Source organism: Pseudoxanthomonas sp. PXM01, assembly GCF_014851815.1.
Lineage (GTDB): Bacteria > Pseudomonadota > Gammaproteobacteria > Xanthomonadales > Xanthomonadaceae > Pseudoxanthomonas_A.
The window spans coordinates 385004-402193 of the sequence record NZ_JACVAJ010000002.1 but is presented as its reverse complement, the minus strand read 5'-3'; the positions used below and the strand labels follow the sequence as shown (position 1 = coordinate 402193).

20 protein-coding genes are annotated in these 17190 nt (G+C 65.9%); 16 read left to right on the top strand and 4 right to left on the bottom strand.

The window, feature by feature from the left end:
- Nucleotides 1-22 precede the first annotated feature (22 nt).
- From IB230_RS11275 to IB230_RS11245, 7 genes are all read left to right on the top strand, one after another.
- On the top strand, nucleotides 23-1651 hold the full coding sequence (locus IB230_RS11275; RefSeq protein WP_192272254.1) for an alpha/beta hydrolase: 1629 nt from the start codon (nucleotides 23-25) through the stop codon (nucleotides 1649-1651).
- A 106-nt stretch (nucleotides 1652-1757) separates the two neighbouring features.
- Nucleotides 1758-2411 carry a hydrolase gene (locus tag IB230_RS11270; protein ID WP_192272252.1) on the top strand — a complete coding sequence of 218 codons (654 nt, stop codon included), beginning with the start codon at nucleotides 1758-1760 and terminating at the stop codon, nucleotides 2409-2411.
- Nucleotides 2412-2423: 12 nt separating this feature from the next.
- Nucleotides 2424-2882, top strand: a complete 459-nt coding sequence (locus IB230_RS11265; protein ID WP_192272250.1) for a DoxX family protein — start codon at nucleotides 2424-2426, stop codon at nucleotides 2880-2882.
- 88 nt (nucleotides 2883-2970) lie between these two features.
- Nucleotides 2971-4827 (top strand): amidohydrolase, encoded by a 1857-nt coding sequence (locus tag IB230_RS11260; protein WP_192273903.1) that lies wholly within the window; start codon nucleotides 2971-2973, stop codon nucleotides 4825-4827.
- Nucleotides 4824-6461 (top strand): MFS transporter, encoded by a 1638-nt coding sequence (locus tag IB230_RS11255; protein ID WP_192273904.1) that lies wholly within the window; start codon nucleotides 4824-4826, stop codon nucleotides 6459-6461. Before IB230_RS11260 ends, IB230_RS11255 begins: the two co-directional genes overlap by 4 nt.
- Nucleotides 6458-6688 (top strand): XapX domain-containing protein, encoded by a 231-nt coding sequence (locus tag IB230_RS11250; RefSeq protein ID WP_192272248.1) that lies wholly within the window; start codon nucleotides 6458-6460, stop codon nucleotides 6686-6688. Before IB230_RS11255 ends, IB230_RS11250 begins: the two co-directional genes overlap by 4 nt.
- Entirely contained in the window at nucleotides 6685-6840 is a 156-nt protein-coding gene (locus tag IB230_RS11245; RefSeq protein ID WP_192272246.1) for a DUF1427 family protein, read from the top strand. Before IB230_RS11250 ends, IB230_RS11245 begins: the two co-directional genes overlap by 4 nt.
- Here the strand turns inward: IB230_RS11245 and IB230_RS11240 are convergent.
- Nucleotides 6837-7460 carry a response regulator transcription factor gene (locus IB230_RS11240; RefSeq protein ID WP_192272244.1) on the bottom strand — a complete coding sequence of 208 codons (624 nt, stop codon included), beginning with the start codon at nucleotides 7458-7460 and terminating at the stop codon, nucleotides 6837-6839. The genes IB230_RS11245 and IB230_RS11240 overlap by 4 nt on opposite strands.
- 210 nt (nucleotides 7461-7670) lie before the next feature.
- Here IB230_RS11240 and IB230_RS11235 point away from each other — a divergent pair, with 210 nt between their 5' ends.
- The 7 genes from IB230_RS11235 to IB230_RS11205 all read left to right on the top strand — a co-directional run bounded on the left by IB230_RS11235 (nucleotide 7671) and on the right by IB230_RS11205 (nucleotide 11819).
- Entirely contained in the window at nucleotides 7671-8186 is a 516-nt protein-coding gene (locus IB230_RS11235) for an AraC family transcriptional regulator (RefSeq protein WP_192272241.1), read from the top strand.
- A gap of 152 nt (nucleotides 8187-8338) precedes the next feature.
- On the top strand, nucleotides 8339-9100 hold the full coding sequence (locus IB230_RS11230) for an SDR family oxidoreductase (protein ID WP_192272239.1): 762 nt from the start codon (nucleotides 8339-8341) through the stop codon (nucleotides 9098-9100).
- Nucleotides 9101-9118: 18 nt separating this feature from the next.
- Nucleotides 9119-9538, top strand: coding sequence for a cupin domain-containing protein (locus IB230_RS11225; RefSeq protein ID WP_192272237.1), 420 nt, complete (start codon nucleotides 9119-9121; stop codon nucleotides 9536-9538).
- A gap of 55 nt (nucleotides 9539-9593) precedes the next feature.
- Nucleotides 9594-9983, top strand: a complete 390-nt coding sequence (locus tag IB230_RS11220) for a DoxX family protein (RefSeq protein ID WP_225589494.1) — start codon at nucleotides 9594-9596, stop codon at nucleotides 9981-9983.
- A 158-nt stretch (nucleotides 9984-10141) separates the two neighbouring features.
- Entirely contained in the window at nucleotides 10142-10885 is a 744-nt protein-coding gene (locus tag IB230_RS11215; RefSeq protein WP_192272235.1) for a hypothetical protein, read from the top strand.
- Nucleotides 10886-10903: 18 nt separating this feature from the next.
- Nucleotides 10904-11314, top strand: a complete 411-nt coding sequence (locus IB230_RS11210; protein WP_192272233.1) for a Rid family hydrolase — start codon at nucleotides 10904-10906, stop codon at nucleotides 11312-11314.
- A 169-nt stretch (nucleotides 11315-11483) separates the two neighbouring features.
- Nucleotides 11484-11819, top strand: coding sequence for an AraC family transcriptional regulator (locus IB230_RS11205; protein ID WP_192272231.1), 336 nt, complete (start codon nucleotides 11484-11486; stop codon nucleotides 11817-11819).
- Between the two features lie 79 nt (nucleotides 11820-11898).
- On the opposite strand, the gene IB230_RS11200 is transcribed toward IB230_RS11205, so the two are convergent.
- Together IB230_RS11200 and IB230_RS11195 are read right to left on the bottom strand one after the other, a co-directional pair.
- Nucleotides 11899-12525 carry a response regulator transcription factor gene (locus tag IB230_RS11200; RefSeq protein ID WP_192272229.1) on the bottom strand — a complete coding sequence of 209 codons (627 nt, stop codon included), beginning with the start codon at nucleotides 12523-12525 and terminating at the stop codon, nucleotides 11899-11901.
- Complete coding sequence (locus tag IB230_RS11195; RefSeq protein ID WP_192272227.1) at nucleotides 12518-15553, bottom strand: sensor histidine kinase; 3036 nt, start codon at nucleotides 15551-15553, stop codon at nucleotides 12518-12520. The genes IB230_RS11200 and IB230_RS11195 overlap by 8 nt, the downstream gene beginning before the upstream one ends.
- A gap of 139 nt (nucleotides 15554-15692) precedes the next feature.
- Between IB230_RS11195 and IB230_RS11190 the strand changes: the two genes are divergently transcribed.
- Together IB230_RS11190 and IB230_RS11185 are read left to right on the top strand one after the other, a co-directional pair.
- Nucleotides 15693-16082: a hypothetical protein gene (locus IB230_RS11190; RefSeq protein WP_192272225.1), complete on the top strand. Its 390-nt coding sequence runs from the start codon at nucleotides 15693-15695 to the stop codon at nucleotides 16080-16082.
- A 364-nt stretch (nucleotides 16083-16446) separates the two neighbouring features.
- Complete coding sequence (locus IB230_RS11185; protein WP_192273977.1) at nucleotides 16447-16590, top strand: hypothetical protein; 144 nt, start codon at nucleotides 16447-16449, stop codon at nucleotides 16588-16590.
- 72 nt (nucleotides 16591-16662) lie between these two features.
- Here the strand turns inward: IB230_RS11185 and IB230_RS11180 are convergent, their stop codons facing one another.
- Nucleotides 16663-17190 carry a lipocalin family protein gene (locus IB230_RS11180; RefSeq protein ID WP_192272223.1) on the bottom strand — a complete coding sequence of 176 codons (528 nt, stop codon included), beginning with the start codon at nucleotides 17188-17190 and terminating at the stop codon, nucleotides 16663-16665.

Here is a 17190-nt window from a genome sequence, read left to right as displayed (position 1 = left end):
TCGCCAGAAGACGATCTACTCCATGGACTCCTGCTCCAGACTCCTATGGCGCCTGTGCGTCATCGTCGTGATCACGGTGCCGCTCGCAGGGTGCCTCCGGGCCACAAGCGGGGGCGGATCTGCGGCGCTGGAAGGACACGCCGGTCTACGGCGCCAAGGTGAGCGGACGGACGTCCAGCTGAGGAAAGACTGGCTGCGGTGTGCGGCGCTGGCCAGCCGCCTGCTGCCCACGGTCAGGCAGGAGTATCGCGATGCGCTGGTCAGCCAGGCGAACCGATGCACACGACGCTATCTGTCCAGCGTTGACGGAGAAGCCCCGATTGCTTACGGAGCTCCGCATGTGCGATTCGCCGGGCAGGATTTCGAGCTCGAGATGCGCGGTCTGTCGCCTTACCTCGCACCCTCGTTCCGGTTCCATGTCGCCAGCGACGTGGCCATTCCTCCCTACCAGGGCAATCCCCGGCCGCAGGAAGGATTCGGTGTGCCGGTGGCGCTGTGGGCACAGCGCTGCACCGATGCGCCGCACTGCGACCTGTTTCCTCCGGAAGGGGTCTTCAGGCCCGCCACGGCATGGATAGAAGCAGGACATGAAGGTGCGCGCCCCAGACTGATCATTGCAGACGCGGATCGGCACGGGCCTCTCAACCGTGGCGACGCTTCCTATCCGCTGGCATCGGATCACGCGGCGTTCTATGCGTGGGGTACGCGGAGCAGCCCCTTGCGAAGGCTTGGCGTATACGGCCTGTTGGGGGGCAGGGAAGTCGGAAGAAGGGCAGGTCTCTACCTGCTTGAAGACTACGATCCCGGCAAGAGGCCGCTGATCATGATCCATGGGTTGGGAAGCAACCCGTTGACGTGGGCGAAGCTGTCGAGCGCGGTCTGGAACGATGCCGAGCTGAGAGACAGATACCAGGTCTGGCACATGGTCTACAGCACGGATGCGCCGCTGCTCGTCCTCAGGCGGCGCCTGCAGCAGCATCTCGATCACGCATGGGGCGTCCTCGATCCGGGAGGGGACGACCCGGCAAGGAGGCATGCCGTGCTGGTCGGGCACAGCCTGGGAGGTGTAGTGGCTCGTCTGCTGTGCGCGGACAGCGGCGACGCATTGTGGGATGCGGCCTTCTCCCGGCCGCCGGCATCGCTCGATGCCGACCCAGCCGATATCGAAGTGCTGCTGGAGCTTTTCCGTTTCATGCCTTACGACGGGGTATCCCACGCCATCTTCATGGCGGCACCACATCGGGGCAGTCCGTTGGCGGATGCCACACTGGGACGGGTTTTCCACCGCCTGGTCGGTCGCCGGGCGGAGGAAGTACATGCCCTGCGGCGGGTGACCCGGGCCAATCCTGCCGCGGTGAGGGAGGGGCTCAGGACCTCGTATCTCAATGGCGATCTGAACAGCATCGTGACGCTACGGCATTCGCAACCCATCAGGCTGGCCGCCGAGTCGTTACTGCCTGCGCCTGGTGTTTCGTACCACACCATCGCTGCGCGCAAGCGCGGAGCCGTGCCTGAGGGGGACGGGATCGTTCCGTTGTCGAGTGCGGTGCTACCAGGCGCCGCATCGACGCATATCGTGCACGGAGGGCACGACCTTCATCTCAATGACGAGGCCATCGCCGAAGTGATCCGACTGCTTCATGCGCTGTGAGTCCCGTATTACGCGAGCTTGTCGGGACGGAAAAGCAAGGCCATCCAATACCGGCGTACCGGGCGCTGGATAGGGTTCCCAACTCCCCCTGCGAGAAGGTGCCTCCATGCCCAGTGCAACCGCTGCCGCCGCCAAGACGCTGCTTACGCCATCCGACCATACGCTGCTCCTGATAGACCACCAGTCGCAGATGGCCTTCGCCACGCAGTCGATCGACCACGTTACGTTGCGGAACAACGTCGCACTGGTCGCCAAGGGCGCTGCAGGATTCGGAGTCAGTTCGATCGTAACCACCGTCGCATCGAAGTCCTTCTCGGGCCCGCTGTTTCCGGAAGTGGTGGCTGCGTACCCCGACAGCCCCGTGCTCGACAGGACGACGATGAACGCATGGGAAGACGCGCAGGTGATCGATGCGGTCAACGCGATCGGCAAGGGCAGGGTTGTGATGGCCGGACTCTGGACCAGCGTGTGTATCGTGGGCCCCGTGCTGTCCGCCATCGACCAGGGCTTCGAGGTGTATGTAATTGCCGATGCCTGTGGTGACGTGACCAACGAAGCCCATGATCGCGCGATGGACAGGATGGTGCAGGCCGGAGCGATTCCCATGACCAGCGTGCAGTACCTGCTGGAACTCCAGCGGGACTGGGCGAGGGCAGAGACGTACGAGCTCACGACGGGGATTGCGAGGATTCATGCGGGTGGTTACGGCCTGGGCATCCAGTACGCCTACAGCATGTTCGGCGCGTCTGAAGGCCATTGACGGGAGACCGCGATGGTCGCCGGCCCCGTGTCCTTTGAGCGCCCGCACACCGCAGCCGCCGGACTGTTGACCTTGCGGCTGGCGGCGGGTGGTTTCCTGCTGCCGCATGGGCTGGGGAAGTTGTTGGGATGGTTCGGCGGACCTGGCATCGCAGGGTTCGCCGCCGAACTCGCGCACTTCGGCCTGCCCTCCGCGGCACCGCTGCCGTTGCTGCTCGCCACGCTGCAGACCGCCGTCGGCCTGATGGTGGTCATCGGTGCATGCACGCGCGTCGCCGCACTGGGCTCGGCGGCGTTCCTCGGCGTCACCGTCGCCTTGAACCTGCCGCATGGCTGGTTCTGGATGCACGGCGGTATCGAGTATCCGTTGCTGTGGTTGCTGGCCAACCTCGCGGTTGCGCTGACCGGTCCTGGCGCCCTGTCCCTGGATGTCCTGCGTGCGTCGCGCGCGGGGAGCACGCATGGCCGTTGACGATACGCGCCGCCACCTGCTGAAGGGCGTGGCGGCCGCCGCCACGCTCGCGGCGCTGCCTGGCAGCGCCCGACCCGGAGATCCCCGCATGGCCGACCTGATCCTGCGCAACGCGCGCATCACCACGCTGGATGCGTCGCTGCCTTCCGCCAGCGCCATCGCATTCGCCGACGGTCGCGTGTTGGCGGTGGGCGACGAGGCGCAGGTGATGGCGCACTCCCGCGATACCACCCGTGTGATCGATGCCGGCGGCCGTCGGCTGGTGCCCGGTCTCAACGACAGCCACACGCACCTGATCCGCGGCGGCCTAAACTACAACCTGGAGCTGCGCTGGGACGGTTTGCGCTCGCTGGCCGATGCCATGGCGATGCTGAAGGCGCAGGTCGCCGTCACCCCGGCGCCGCAATGGGTGCGCGTGGTCGGGGGTTTCAGCGAATCGCAGTTCGCCGAAAAGCGCTTGCCGACGCTGGAGGAGTTGAACGCCGCCGCACCCGACACGCCGGTTTTCATCCTGCACCTGTACGACCGCGCCCTGCTCAACCGCGCCGCATTGCGCGCGGTGGGCTACACCAAGGAAACACCGAACCCGCCCGGCGGTGAGATCCAGCGCGACAAGGCAGGCAATCCCACCGGCCTGCTGCTGGCGAAGCCCAACGCGTTGATCCTCTATGCGACGCTGGCGATGGGGCCACGCCTGCCGGCGGACTACCAGCTCAACTCCACGCGGCATTTCATGCGCGAGCTCAACCGGCTGGGCATCACCTCGGTGATCGACGCCGGCGGCGGCTTCCAGAACTATCCGGAGGACTACCGGATCATCGAGCAGCTGCACGCCGACGGACAGCTGACGGTGCGCATCGCCTACAACCTCTTCACCCAGAAGAAGGGCGAGGAGCTGGCCGATTTCCAGCGCTGGTCGACGATGCTGAAGCCCGGCCAGGGCGACGATCTGCTGCGCCACAACGGCGCCGGCGAGATGCTGGTGTTTTCGGCGGCGGACTTCGAGGACTTCCGCGAGCCGCGCCCCGACCTGCCGGCGACGCTCGAGGGCGAACTGGCGAACGTGGTGCGCTTCCTCGCCGAACAGCGCTGGCCGTTCCGCATCCACGTCACTTACGATGAGAGCATCACCCGCGTGCTCGACGTCTACGAGCAGGTGAACCGCGAGGTGCCGTTCGACGGCCTGCACTGGATCGTCGATCACGCGGAAACCATCTCGCCGCGCAACATCGACCGCGTGCGTGCGCTGGGCGGGGGCATCGCCATCCAGCATCGCATGGCCTACCAGGGCGAGTTCTTCGCTGCGCGCTACGGCAAGGATGCGCTGCGACATACGCCGCCGGTGCGGCGGATGCTGCAGGCCGGCGTACCGGTCGGCGCCGGCACCGACGCCACCCGCGTCGCCAGCTACAACCCGTGGGTGGCCCTGTACTGGCTGGTCAGCGGACGCACGCTCGGCGGCCTGCAGATGTACGGCGACGACAACCGGCTGGAACGCGAAGAAGCCCTGCAACTGTGGACGCACGGCAGCGCGTGGTTTTCCACCGAGCAGGCGCGCAAGGGCCGACTGGCGCCCGGTCAGTTCGCCGACTGCGCACTGCTGTCGGCCGACTACTTCGCCGTGGCCGAAGACGACATCCCCGACATCACCAGCGTGCTGACGGTGGTGGGCGGCCGCATCGTGCACGGAACCGGGCCGTTTGCACCGCACGCACCGACGCTGCCGGCGCCGATGCCCGACTGGTCGCCGGTCAACCGCTTCGGCGGCTACCAGGGCGGCACGCTGGCGCAGGCCAGTGCGGCACTGGCCCATGCGCACGGCCCGGCATGCCGCGTGCACGCGCACGACCCTGCCGGCCACCACCACGCGGCCCATCACGCCGTGCCGACGCGCGACCTGCAGGCGTTCTGGGGCACGCTCGGCTGCGCCTGCTTCGCGTTCTGACGATGTCCACGCCCGCTCCGCACGGCCCCTGGTCCCCGTTGGGACAACCGACGTTCCGCGCGCTCTGGCTCGCGATCCTGGTCGGCAACATCGGCACCTGGGTACACGATGTCGCGGCCGCCTGGATCATGGCCGAAACGACGAACTCGCCGTTGATGGTCGCCGCCGTGCAGTCGGCGACCACCCTGCCGGTGGTGGTGCTGGCCATCGTCGCCGGCACGCTGGCGGACATCGTCGACCGTCGCCGCTACCTGATCGTCGCGCAGCTGTGGATGCTGCTGGTGGCCAGCACGCTGGCGGTGCTCGCGCACCTCGACGCACTGGGCCCATGGACCCTCATCGCCCTGACGTTCGCGCTCGGCATCGGCGCGGCGATGGCGATGCCGGCGCAGCAGGCCACCACGCCGGAGCTGGTGCCCAAACCCATGCTTGGACCGGCCGTGGCGCTGGGCTCGCTGAGCATGAACATCGCGCGCGCGACCGGTCCCGCGCTGGGCGGCCTGATCGTGGCGCAGGCCGGCATCGCCTGGGCATTCGCGGTCAACGCACTGACCTTCCTTGCCGTGGCGATCGTGCTGTGGCGCTGGCGGCGCACGCCGACGGTGTCGGTGCTGCCGCCCGAGACGTTCGGCGTCGCCCTGCGCGCCGGGCTGCGCTATGCCACCCAGGCCAGCGTGCTGCAGGCGGTGCTGGTGAAGGCCGCCTGCTTCTTCACGTTCGCCAGCGCGCTGACGGCGCTGCTGCCCATCGTCGTGAAACAGGACCTGGCCGCGAGCGCCGGCACCTACGGGCTGTTGCTCGGATGCATCGGTGCCGGTGCCATCGGCGGCGCGATGCTGCTGCCCGGGCTGCGCGCACGTATGGATCCCGACCGCATGGTCATGGTGGCGACGCTGGCCTATGCGTTGTGCATCCTGGCCATCGCCTGGCTGCGCTGGATCCCGCTGCTGTATGCCGTGGCGCTGCTGGCCGGCTTTGCCTGGATCACCGTGCTGTCGTCGCTGCAGATCGCCGCGCAGACGGCGGTGCCCGCCTGGGTGCGCGCCCGCGCGCTCTCGTTGTACATCGTGGTGTTTTCCGCCGGTATGGCGATCGGCAGCCTCGGTTGGGGCTGGCTGGCGCAAGCCATCGGGTCGCCGCAGGCGCTGATGGCCTCCGCGCTGGGCACGGCGGTGGCCGCCGTGGCCAGCGTCCGCTTCAGGCTGGGGGCGGCCGCGCACGTCAACGTCACGCCTTCTGGCCACTGGCCGCAGCCGGTGATCGCCGAGGACATCCACGATGACCGCGGTCCGGTGCTGGTGACGATCGAGTACCGGGTCGCGCCGACGCAGCGTGAGGAGTTCCTGCGCCGCCTGCAGCCGCTCGGACACGCGCGTCGCCGCAACGGTGCGCTGCAATGGGGCGTCGCCGAGGACAGCACCCAGCCCGGACTGTACCTGGAGTATTTCGTCGACAGTTCGTGGCGCGAACACCTGCGCCAGCACGAACGCGTGACCGAGGACGAACGCGCGATCCAGGACGCCCTGCTGGAAACGCTCGACGACCCTGCGCAGCGGCCGCTCGTGCGCCACTTCATCGGTGGCGCGCCAGGCGTGGCTCCACTCTCCATCCCCTCCCACGGGGCTTTGGCATGAACGTGAAATTCGTCGCCGGGCTCCTGCTCGGCTTCGGCATCGGTTTCGGCTGCCGCGCTTTCGGCGTGCCCGTGCCGGCACCGCCTGTGCTGGTCGGCGCACTGCTGGTCGTCGCGATGACCAGCGGTTACATGCTGGCGGACCGTGTGCTCGTCCGCCGCGAAGCGCAGCACCGGCGCGACTGCGGCGGTCCCACCGGACGGACGCCACGGAGCGACGCGCCATGATCACCGCCCTGGTCGGCATCGTACTGGCGCTCTGCATCGGCGTCGCCTGCCGCTGGTTGGATATCCCGGTGCCGGCACCGCCGCGTCTGCAGGGTGCGTTGCTGGTGGTGGCGATGACGGCGGGATTCCTTGCCGCAGACCGGCTGTTCTAGATGGCGATGAAGCCGAGCTTTATCGCGATGGTCACGGCGTGAGTCCTGTCGCTTGCCGACAGCTTGGCAAGGATGTTCCGCATGTGCGCCTTGACCGTCATCTCGCTCAGCTCGAGCTGGTTGGCGATCGCCTTGTTGGAATTGCCCGATGCCACAAGTTGCAGGATCTCGGCCTCCCTGCGTGTCAGCCTGGCGTCGACGGCCGATGACGTCTTCTCTTCCGCGCTGACGCGTGAGGCTACGGAGGCGAGCGGTCTGGCGGAACGGATGGCGGCGACAAGATCATGGCCCAAGCGGCCTTCGAGCACGCATCCCGAAACACCGGCCGCGGAAGACACGGGTGGCTCAGGGCCGTCGACATCGGGAGCCAGCGCGATGATGCGGGTGCCGGGGAGCTGGTGATGCAGCGCTTGCGCCAGCGCATGGTCATTCATGCAGAGCCGATTCAATTCGACGATCGCCACGTGCGCCTGGCGTGTGACGAGAGAGGCGCTGGCGTTCGTCACTGCGGATGTGTCCACAACCGTGGACAGGTCCTGTTGCTGAGACAGTACTGTCAGGACCTCCTCGCGAAGTATTGCGTCGTCGACGATCACCAATACCCGGATCGGGTCGTCCATGGCGTTTTCCTTGCCTCCCTGCACCCCGGCGGGGAAGGACGCAGGTTACTCAAGGGAGCCTGACCTCCCCATAGTCCGAAAGGCGTAGAAAAAAGCACCCCGAACGAGAGTGCCGGGGCGATGCCATCGGGGGATTCACAAACCTCCCTGTACAGCCATCCTCACCAGGCAGCCGATCGCAACATCCGATCCATGGCCTGGGAATGACCAATGTCGATACGTCCCGATGATGCCTGCGCGACACCGCGCCTCACCCTCGTCAGGGAACCAAGCAGTTCCCGGGGGCTGAGAAAAGGGGCGCTTGCGCGCGCTCACGCCTACATCGATGGCCATCTCTTCTGCCCGCTGCGGCTTGAGGGTGTGGCCAATGCGGCGGGCGTGAGCCGGTACCACTTCTCACGATGCTTCACGTTGTCCATGGGCATGACCTTTGTGGAGTACGTGGCTCGGCGCAGGATCGAGGCAGCACAGCATGCGCTGTGCCAGGACCCCTGGCTCGACCTGGCCGCGCTTGCCGCGGACCTCGGCTTCTGCGACCAGGCGCATTTCAGCAACGTCTTCCGGCGTGTCTCGGGAACTACGCCCAAGAGATTTGCCAATCAGGCAAGGCATCCCCGGATGGATGCAGCGCGACACGCTCCGCATCAGGACCGCGTAACGGCACACGAACTCGGTGCGTTCGGGGAGCTGTCCACACGCGATGCAAACAACTCGGCCTCTTGCTGAGAGGTGGGAAGGCGATACAACCCTCCATCGGCGGCATGCCGAGGTTGGCAACATTGTTCAAGAACATGACGTTCGCCCCGTCGATGATTCGAATCCATCGGAGTGCCTGGCCTGAAGTTGCACTCCCCACCTGAAGTTCGAGGAACAAGAAAATGAGTGCTAAGCGAGTGGTGGTCGTGGGGGGTACCGGTCTGATCGGATCGAAGCTGGTGAGTCTGCTGCGCGCAGCCGGTCACGACGCAGTGGCCGCCGCCCTGGATACGGGCGTCAACACGGTGACCGGTGCCGGGCTGTCCGAAGCGATGCAGGGTGCCGAGGTCGTGGTCGACGTCTCCAACGCACCGTCCTTCGAGGAACAGGCGGTGCGTGCATTCTTCGAGCAATCCGGTCGCAACATCGCACGCGTGGAGGCGGACGCGGGCGTCAGGCATCACGTGCTGTTGTCCATCGTGGGTTCGGATCGCATGCCCGGGAACGGATACTTCAACGCCAAGGTGGCGCAGGAGAATGTCGTGAAGAACAGCGGCATCCCCTTCACCATCGTGAGGTCCACCCAGTTCTTCGAGTTCCTGGGTGGCATTGCCGACGGCAGTGTCGTGGAAGGCGTCGTACGGCTGGCCGGCGGTATGTTCCAGCCCATTGCAGCAGACGATGTCGCCGCAGCCCTGGCCGACGTGGCGACGGGTGGGCCGCTGCAGGGCACGGTTGAGATCGCGGGTCCGGAGCGAGAGCCTTTCAACGTCTTCGTGCGCCGATACCTGCAGGCCGTGGGCGATCCGCGCGCGGTCGAGCGCGACCCGGCAGCACGCTACTTCGGCGGTGAAGTACTGGACGACTCGCTGGTACCGCTGGGACAGACACGACTCGGAAAGATCGATTTCGAAAGCTGGATCCGCCGCCGGCTGGCGGCCTGACACGAAGGAGACAAACCCATGAAGACCATGCTTGCCGTGCTGTTGTTGTCGACCATCGGCTTGGTCGCCCCCGTTGTGGCGCAGGAATACAAGGGCACCAAGGTTACGCAGGTGTACGAGCACGAAGTGCCCGGCCTGCCCGACAAGGTGGTCCGGGGAATCCTCGTTGAATACGAGCCGGGTGGTGTGAACGCGCCGCACTACCATGCGAAGTCCGCCTTGATCTATGCGACCGTCCTGGAAGGCGCGGTGCTGAATCAACTCAACGGCGGACCAGTGCGGACGTTCACCAAGGGTCAGAACTTCACCGAACTCCCCGGCGATAGGCACGACGTCAGTGCGAATGCGAGCAAGACCGAGCCGGCGAGCCTGCTGGCGGTGTTCGTCGTGGACAAGACGGATACCGTGCTGACCACGCCCATCAAGCACGGACATTGAGATGGGCACCGCATCGATGGGCCTGGCACGCACGCCTCGGCGCGCGGAGGACCACATGGTTCTGCTGGCGAGGGTACTGCTGGCGACACTTTTCCTCGTGTTCGGCTGGAGCAAGCTGATGGATGTCGCCGGGACGAGCGCCTACATGCAGCAACTCGGCGTCCCGGCGAGCCAGTTCGCCGCCGTGGCGGCCGTGGTGATCGAACTGGGGGGCGGCGCACTCATCGTTGTCGGTCTGTGGACCCGGTCGGCGGCTTGCCTGCTTGCGATCTACACCATCGCCGCCGGCCTGATCGGTCATCCGTTCTGGCTGACGGAAGGTGAGCAGCGCTACATCGACACCGTCAACTTCTACAAGAATCTTTGCATTGCCGGTGGATGCCTGCTGTTGCTGGTCACCGGGTCGGGCCGCTTCGCCGTCGACGCGAAACGGTCGTCCGACTGAGCTTTCTCTCGGGTCTGCCGTGCTTCTCCCCCTCCCTGGGCACGGTGACCCGTCCACGCGGCGCCGGCATCCCCTCCGGCGCCGCGTGGACCCTATCCGACTGTGGTAACCCATGGGCCGGCAACAGTGGCTCGGCAAAACAGGACGCGGCTGCCGCCATGCTTGTCTCGATCATCGCAACCGACCCGACGGTCGCCCGTCCGCTGCACGGCATGCTGTCCGTGAACGGGCACCGGGTTGCAGTGAGCCGGGGATGGAAAGCCGTGGCGGAGCGCTTCGATCGCCATGGCGAACCACCGCAGGTCGTCATCGATCTTTCCCTCGATGACGAGGACCATGGTTGGCTGGAAGGGCAGCGGCTGATCGACTGGCTCTGGCATCCGGCGGCGGCCGACATCAGGCACTGCGTCTCTTTCTCGGGCATGGGCGCGGGACGCGACGACAACGATCTCGTCAGGCGGGTGCGTCAGCGCGAGTTCGACCTGCGCAACGCGGACATTCCCACCACGATCGTGCGCGGCACCCATCTCTACGAACAGATGGCCGATCTGATCCGCCGACAGTCGGCGCGCGGCGTCGTCACCGTTCCGGAGACCTTGTTCCAACCCATCGCGGCGTTCGACGTCGCTTATCTGCTGGCGGCGATGATCGATGAGGACCCTGACGGAGCCGCGGTGGAAATCGCGGGTCCGGAGTGCGCACCCTTGTCCTATCTGCTGCAGCGTTTCATGGACCTCAGCGGTGACACGCGCACTGTTGTCGAAGCGGCGGGCGCCCTGCTGCTCGGCGCATCGGTGGGGAAGAGCTCCCTGGTGCCGGCCGTCATGCATCGGCGTGGGCACATCGGACTCGCGGCCTGGTTCCAGCGCGAGTCTTCGTACGATCGATCAATGGTGCATTGACAACAGGAGGTTTCAGCGATGGCAATCGAGAAGGAAGTCTTTGGTTTCGGGCATGCCTGGGAAAGCGAGTACGGCTATGCACAGGCCGTACGAGCGGATGGCACGCTGTACATCGCAGGCCAGGTCGGACACGACGAGCGCGGCAGCTTCGAAGGGATCGAGACCACGCACCAGCAGATGGAAGCCGCTTACGCGAATACCGCACGCATCCTGACGAGGTTCGGCGCCGGCATGGAGGATCTGGTGGACGAGATCATCTTTGCCACGGACATGGATGAAGCCTTCTCGGCAAGGAAAGCCCTGGGTTCTCGTGTATTCGGCAGCCACTCGATGGCGATCGCGAGCACGATCGTCCAGGTGCAACGCCTGGCTTTCCCGAACCTGAAGGTCGAAATCCGCAGCGTGGCGAGGTTGGGCCGCGCGGGCTGATCCGGCCGTCCTAACGGATGTGCGGGTTCCCCATCAGACTGGAGTTCACGAAATGCCTGTCGATTCCACGATTCCTGCGAACCACGCCGTCGGAGCAAGCGCGGCCCTCCGCACCGCCAGAGGTCTCGCTGCGTCGGACGCCAAGCCGCATGGACGAAGGAGTGCACGAGTGAAATGCCTGGCGAGAGCGATCGTCTACATCGAGGAACGCTTTCGTGAGCCGCTGTCCCTTGAGGCGATCGCGGGCGTGGCCTGCATGAGCCGGTTCCACTTCGCACGGACATTCCGCGACGAGATTGGAATGAGCCCCATGCAGTATGTGCGATGGCGGCGCGTCATCGAAGCGGAGCGGCGGCTGGCGGCGGGCGAGGGCTCCCTGTTGAAACTGGCCGGGGAGCTCGGCTACTTCGATCACAGCCACTTCTCGAGGTCATTCAAGGCCGCGACGGGAATGAGGCCGAACCAGTACGCCGCCACCGCGCTGGACGGCAGCGTGGCCGCGTGATCGGGGCTCCGTCCTGGACGTGATGGGCCAGCTTTCGGTGCGCTGCGCTGTGCCCCGTGCTCGCGTGGGGCATCGCTGATCAGAGGTCGATGATGCCGCGGCGCGCCGCGATGGTCACGGCATGGGTCCTGTCGGCAACATTGAGCTTCGCAAAGATGTTCTTCAGATGCCCTTTCACCGTCGCTTCCGACAGGTCGAGATCGGCACCAATCTGCTTGTTGGCTTTCCCGTTGGCAACGAGCCTGAGAATGGCGACTTCCCGTTCGCTGAGCGTCTCTTCGCCGATGTGGCGTGCGATCTCATCGGCCACATCCCGGTGGACATGGCGTTGCCCCCGATGGACGTTCAGGATGGCATCGACCAGCTCGGTCCTCAGCCCACTCTTGAGCAGATACCCCATCGCCCCGGCCTTCAGGGCACGAACGGCCTGGCTGTCCCCGTGATACGTCGTCAGTACGATGATGCGGGCGCCCGGATGTTCGGCACGGATGGCCAGGATGGCGTCGAGGCCGTTCGTTCCCGGCATCTGCAGGTCCATCAGGACGACGTCCGGCCTGAGCGTGCGGAATGCGGTGATCGCCTCCTGCCCGTTGCTGGCCTCGCCGACAAGCACGACGTCGGTCCGGTCCTCGAGCAGCGCGGCTACGCCGGATCGCAGGACCGGATGGTCGTCGACCACCAGCACACGCGCAGGAACGTCAGTCATTTCGGTGCTTCCCCATGAATCGCTTCCACCATGCCACTTTCCTGGGACTTCGTCTGCCATACGCAAGGCGCGCTGGAATGAGCAACGTCACTTCGGTTCCTTGTCCCGTGACGCTTGTGATGTTGAGTGCGCCACCCATTCGCTCCGCGCGCTCCCTCATGCCGACCAGGCCGAAATGGCCATCCTTGCGGCCGGCTTTCAGTACCTGGGCCGGAATTCCGACGCCATCGTCGCGAAGCCTGATCGCCAGCTGCCTGGATTCGAACCCGACCGCGATTTCCGCAGACGAGGCGCGCGAATGGTGAGCCACATTCAACAGGGCTTCGCTGAAGATCTTGACAGTCTCGGCTGAAACCAGCGGGTGAAGCGGACGTGGCTGGCCTTCTATGAGCAGGCGAACGGGAACGGGCGGGGAAAATGGCGTTTCGGCCGCCACCCGCCGGAGTGTGGAGAGAAGGTCTGCGGCCTCGTCTGCACCACGCAAGTCCCGGACACGATTGCGGGCATCCACCACGACGGCATCCGCGGCCGCGAGCGCTGTATCCAACTGCTTGCCGAGAGCGGCTTCGCTGGACACGCGATTCGCTACCGCCTGGAATCGGAGGATGAGCCCCATGACGCCCTGCAGCAACGTGTCGTGAAGCTCGCGGGCGATACGCTCACGCTCGGCATTGCGCTCTTCGAGACGCGAGCGTATGCGATTGCCCGCCTGGACAATGCGCAGACGGTGCAGCGCGAACAGGATCGTCAGTACCGTGGCCGTGCACAGCAACAGGAACCAGCCGGACTGGTAGAAGGTTTTCGGAATCTCGAACTCGAGCGCGGCGGGGGCCGGGTTCCACACGCCGTCCAGGTTGGCCGCCATCACCTGGAAACGATACTTCCCCGGAGGGAGATTCGTGTAGAAGGCCTGGCGTCGCTGGCCCGGATACACCCAGTCCTGGTCGAATCCTTCCAGCCGGTAGCGGACCTTGATGCGCTGCTGGTCGACGAAGCTGAGCGCCGCGTAGTCGATTTCGATCTTGGGGGTGGCAGGCGGCAGCCGAACGGCGGCAGGGTCCCGGAAGGAAAGCGCTTCGGTCCTCAGCGCAGTGATCGCAACGCCCGGGATCGTCCGGTCGCGAATGATGTCTTCCGGATCCATCCAGAGCGTGCCGGTCTCGGTCGCGATCCACAGGCGTCCATCACCGCCTCGCACCATGGCGCGCTGGGAATGCGAATGTGGCCTGCTCGTCAGGCCATCACCGCGCCCCAGCGCGAACGTCGAAGAGGGGAGTTTCCGATCACGGAATGCACGTTCGAGTTCCCCGGCAGACAGCCGCACAAGCATTCTCGGGTAGGCCAGCCAGAGGTCGCCGGCCGGGGTTTCGACAACACCGTTGATTCGACTGCCAGGCGAGATGTCGGGCGACCACGCGGTCTCCACCTTGTCGCCAAGGTAGCGGGACAGGCCGAACGCCCCTGCAACGTACAGGCTCTTCCCGGTCTGCTGCATCGTCAGCACCTTGAGCTGGCTGTCGCCGAAGCCAAGCCTGCTCGTCGACAAGCCCGTGTCTTCCACCCAGACCAGACGATCCCCCGACTGGAAGACCACGCTGCCGGTCGGTGTCGTCGTCAGGGTGGTCGGGTAGAAGTTGGCATCCCGCCCGCCCTCGAACACCTGCTCCCAACGACCTTTGCGATATCGATGCACGCCACCGCCTGCGGCGGACATCCAGAAGCTGCCGCCGGCATCGATAGCGCAGTCGTAGGCGATGTTGTGCCTGGCCTGACGATCCGGGCGTTCGATCCTTTCCCTTATCCCGTCCGGCGACCAGACGATGACTTCATGGCGCAGGGCCACCCATAGCGAGCCGTCATGCGCTTCGCACATCGCTTCCGGCTCAACGATGCCGCGGATGATCGGTGCGGGGTCGCCCTGCGGCGGCACCCGGAAGATGGTGCTTGCCTGGCCGATGTAGATGGCTCCATCGGCTCCGGCGAGCAGCTTGTCCCCGAAGCGCGCCGGCGATGACAGTGCAGGATGGCGGACGAGGGTGGCCGCACGCAGCCGGTCCAGCCCACCTTCCGTGCTCACCCACAGGTTGCCCTCCCTGTCCTCGAAGAGCCCGTTCGTCACGTCGGATGACAAGCCCTGCTTGCCCGTGAAGGTCTCGGGCAAGGCGTCGTCGGCAACGCCGGAAGGCCCTGGCCCAGGAAAAAGTTTCAGTCCTTGGTAGCGGGTCGCAATCCAGAGATTGCCGTGCCGATCGAAGATCGGTCCGCCGCGTATGTCCAGCTCTCCGGTGGGGAAGCGCGGCTTCGGGCCAGGGGTCGCCAGGGCTTCCCCGGTCATGGTGGCGGGGTAGGTACCGGTCCTGTCGGAAATCCATATCTTCCCGTGCGGATCCTGCGACACGCGAGCGCTCGATTCCGTGCGAAGGAACGCGAACCTCTCCGCACCCGGCTCAAGCCAGGCGACGCCCTCGCTGCCTGCAATCCACAGCGTGCCATCTCGGGCCATGATCATGTGGGAGGCATTGCTTTCCGGCAGTCCCTGCCGCGCGTTGAATGTCTGCCAGGCGCCGTCCTTGAACCGCAGGACCTCAGCGTTGTAGTTCGAAGTAAGCGCCCATATGGCGCCATCCAGACCTTCGACCATGCCCACGATCCGGCTCGGCGCCGGCGGGCCGTCCAGCAAGCGCAGCGCACCTCGGCTGTAGAAGGCAAACCGGTGCGAGGCCTCGAAGCTTATCCAGACATCGCCGCTACGGGTCATCAGGAGCGCGCTGGGTGGGTCGTTCCTGAGAGGCACCTCGGCGTCGAGTCGCTCGAAGCGAACGCCATCGAAGCGGAACAGGCCGTCTCCGGTGGCCAGCCAGATGAAGCCGTCAGGGCCTTGCGCCATGGAAACGACGGGTATGGGGGCTTCGGTTCCTTCCAGCCAGCGCTGGTGCACGTAACGTCCGAGCACCTGCGCCTGCTCCGCCAGTACGGGGCAGGGCAGCGATACGAGCGCGCCGAGGACGAGTGTCTTGAGAAACCGCATCAATCACTACCGTCTGTTGGGAATGGCGTTAGCCAGCGGTGCAGGCCCGGGTTGCTCGGCGCGAGTTTACCTTCGATCAGGTTGTCCGGCTCCCCTCTTTCGGGTCTGCCACTTCAGCCCGGACGGGCTACGGTGGCGCATGGCCGGATACGTATGCAGATTCCCCGACGGCGTGGTTGGCGCCGGATTGCTGGTCCTTCGCGTGGGCGGTGCGCTCGCCATCGTGGGCCACGCGATGGCAACGCAATCCACCCGCGGTGGGGCGGCGATGCTCTACCTGCTGGTGACGTTGCTGGTGATCGCGTTGCTGGCGGGAATAGTGTGCCGCGCTGCCGCGCTACTGGCGTGCGGGGTTGTCATTGCACTGCTTGCGGGTTCAGGACATCCAGTGATGTCAGCCGGACATCTCGCATTGTTGGTCGCGATGGTGCTCCTGGGTCCAGGCGCCTTCTCGCTGGATGCCCGGCTGCATGGACGCCGCGTCATCCACATTCAGGCAGACAAGCGGGATAGCGACGACGGCATCTGAGGCTCCTTCCAGATCGGCGGGGCACAGGGTTCCCGGAGCCCACTGGGGCGACTGGAACTGGATGCAAGACGTGGCGCTGCAAGCGAGCAGGCGCGGGACCTGCCTCGGTTGATCAGTGCACCACCCAGCCAGCGGGACGCAGCAGCGCAACGCCCGTCAACGTACGCCTCTTCCCGAAAAACAGTCCAACGTTCCCTCTCCTTTTGCCTGTTCTTCCCGCCCGGTGTGGGTCGGGGCTACTTCGCGGGCCGGCCCCGGGTCTCGCAGGGTGTCGCGGTCGGAGCGCAGGCGGTGCTCGCCGGCCGATCGGACAGTCCGGCGGTACGGCGTTTCGACGCGCATACCGGTCGTCGATGGATGTGTCATGCTCGCCGCCGTCGCAGCGACCATGGGAGTGCACGTGATGGCGAAGGGCCTGGACAAGAAGAAAGAGCAGAAGAAGAAGCCCGCGAAAACGCTGAAGGAAAAGCGTGCGGACAAGAACGAGAAGAAGGCGACGCGCGGCTGACGTCGATGATGGTACGGCGGCCGGCCCTCGCGGGCCTGCCGCCTGCCTGCGGGGCGGGTCGCCGTTGCGCCGTCAGTGCGGCACGCGCCGGAGCTTCGAGATGTCGTACCCCATCGCCTCGATCTGCTTCACCCGCATCTGGTAATCCGACTCCGGGATCCGTGGCGTGCGTGCCATCAGCCACACGTAGTCGCGCTTGCTGCGCCCGACGATCGTCTGCCGGTAGTCGGCATCGACCCAGGCGATGACGTACTCGGCCTGGATCGGCCAGACGAACTGCATGCCCCAGACCGCGCCACCGCCCTCCGGACGCACGGTGCCGACGGGGTGCATCGTCTTCTCCGGACCGTCGAGTGCGCCCTTGCGGTAGCGGAACGTGGTCTGGATGCGGCCATCCGGTCGCTGTGCATACGATTCGACCGCCGCGTAGGCGTCGCGTTCGGGAAACGACGGAATATGGGCGATGACGTACCAGTCGCCCATGAAGCGCGCCACGTCCACCGGCGCCGCGGTGGCGATCGATGGTTTGACGTTGCCCTGGCGGCAGGCGGCGGTGGTGGCGACGATCAGCGCCAGCAGGGCGAAGGGCAGGGTGCGCAT

Coding starts and splice junctions, on each gene's coding strand:
- IB230_RS11210 (WP_192272233.1), top strand. CDS start 10,904: ATGGCAATCGAGAAGGAAGTCTTTGGTTTCGGGCATGCCTGGGAAAGC.
- IB230_RS11230 (WP_192272239.1), top strand. CDS start 8,339: ATGAGTGCTAAGCGAGTGGTGGTCGTGGGGGGTACCGGTCTGATCGGA.
- IB230_RS11240 (WP_192272244.1), bottom strand. CDS start 7,460: ATGGACGACCCGATCCGGGTATTGGTGATCGTCGACGACGCAATACTT.
- IB230_RS11195 (WP_192272227.1), bottom strand. CDS start 15,553: ATGCGGTTTCTCAAGACACTCGTCCTCGGCGCGCTCGTATCGCTGCCC.
- IB230_RS11265 (WP_192272250.1), top strand. CDS start 2,424: ATGGTCGCCGGCCCCGTGTCCTTTGAGCGCCCGCACACCGCAGCCGCC.
- IB230_RS11190 (WP_192272225.1), top strand. CDS start 15,693: ATGGCCGGATACGTATGCAGATTCCCCGACGGCGTGGTTGGCGCCGGA.
- IB230_RS11215 (WP_192272235.1), top strand. CDS start 10,142: ATGCTTGTCTCGATCATCGCAACCGACCCGACGGTCGCCCGTCCGCTG.
- IB230_RS11180 (WP_192272223.1), bottom strand. CDS start 17,190: ATGCGCACCCTGCCCTTCGCCCTGCTGGCGCTGATCGTCGCCACCACC.
- IB230_RS11270 (WP_192272252.1), top strand. CDS start 1,758: ATGCCCAGTGCAACCGCTGCCGCCGCCAAGACGCTGCTTACGCCATCC.
- IB230_RS11225 (WP_192272237.1), top strand. CDS start 9,119: ATGAAGACCATGCTTGCCGTGCTGTTGTTGTCGACCATCGGCTTGGTC.
- IB230_RS11220 (WP_225589494.1), top strand. CDS start 9,594: ATGGTTCTGCTGGCGAGGGTACTGCTGGCGACACTTTTCCTCGTGTTC.
- IB230_RS11235 (WP_192272241.1), top strand. CDS start 7,671: ATGTCGATACGTCCCGATGATGCCTGCGCGACACCGCGCCTCACCCTC.
- IB230_RS11250 (WP_192272248.1), top strand. CDS start 6,458: ATGAACGTGAAATTCGTCGCCGGGCTCCTGCTCGGCTTCGGCATCGGT.
- IB230_RS11260 (WP_192273903.1), top strand. CDS start 2,971: ATGGCCGACCTGATCCTGCGCAACGCGCGCATCACCACGCTGGATGCG.
- IB230_RS11185 (WP_192273977.1), top strand. CDS start 16,447: ATGCTCGCCGCCGTCGCAGCGACCATGGGAGTGCACGTGATGGCGAAG.
- IB230_RS11200 (WP_192272229.1), bottom strand. CDS start 12,525: ATGACTGACGTTCCTGCGCGTGTGCTGGTGGTCGACGACCATCCGGTC.
- IB230_RS11275 (WP_192272254.1), top strand. CDS start 23: ATGGACTCCTGCTCCAGACTCCTATGGCGCCTGTGCGTCATCGTCGTG.
- IB230_RS11245 (WP_192272246.1), top strand. CDS start 6,685: ATGATCACCGCCCTGGTCGGCATCGTACTGGCGCTCTGCATCGGCGTC.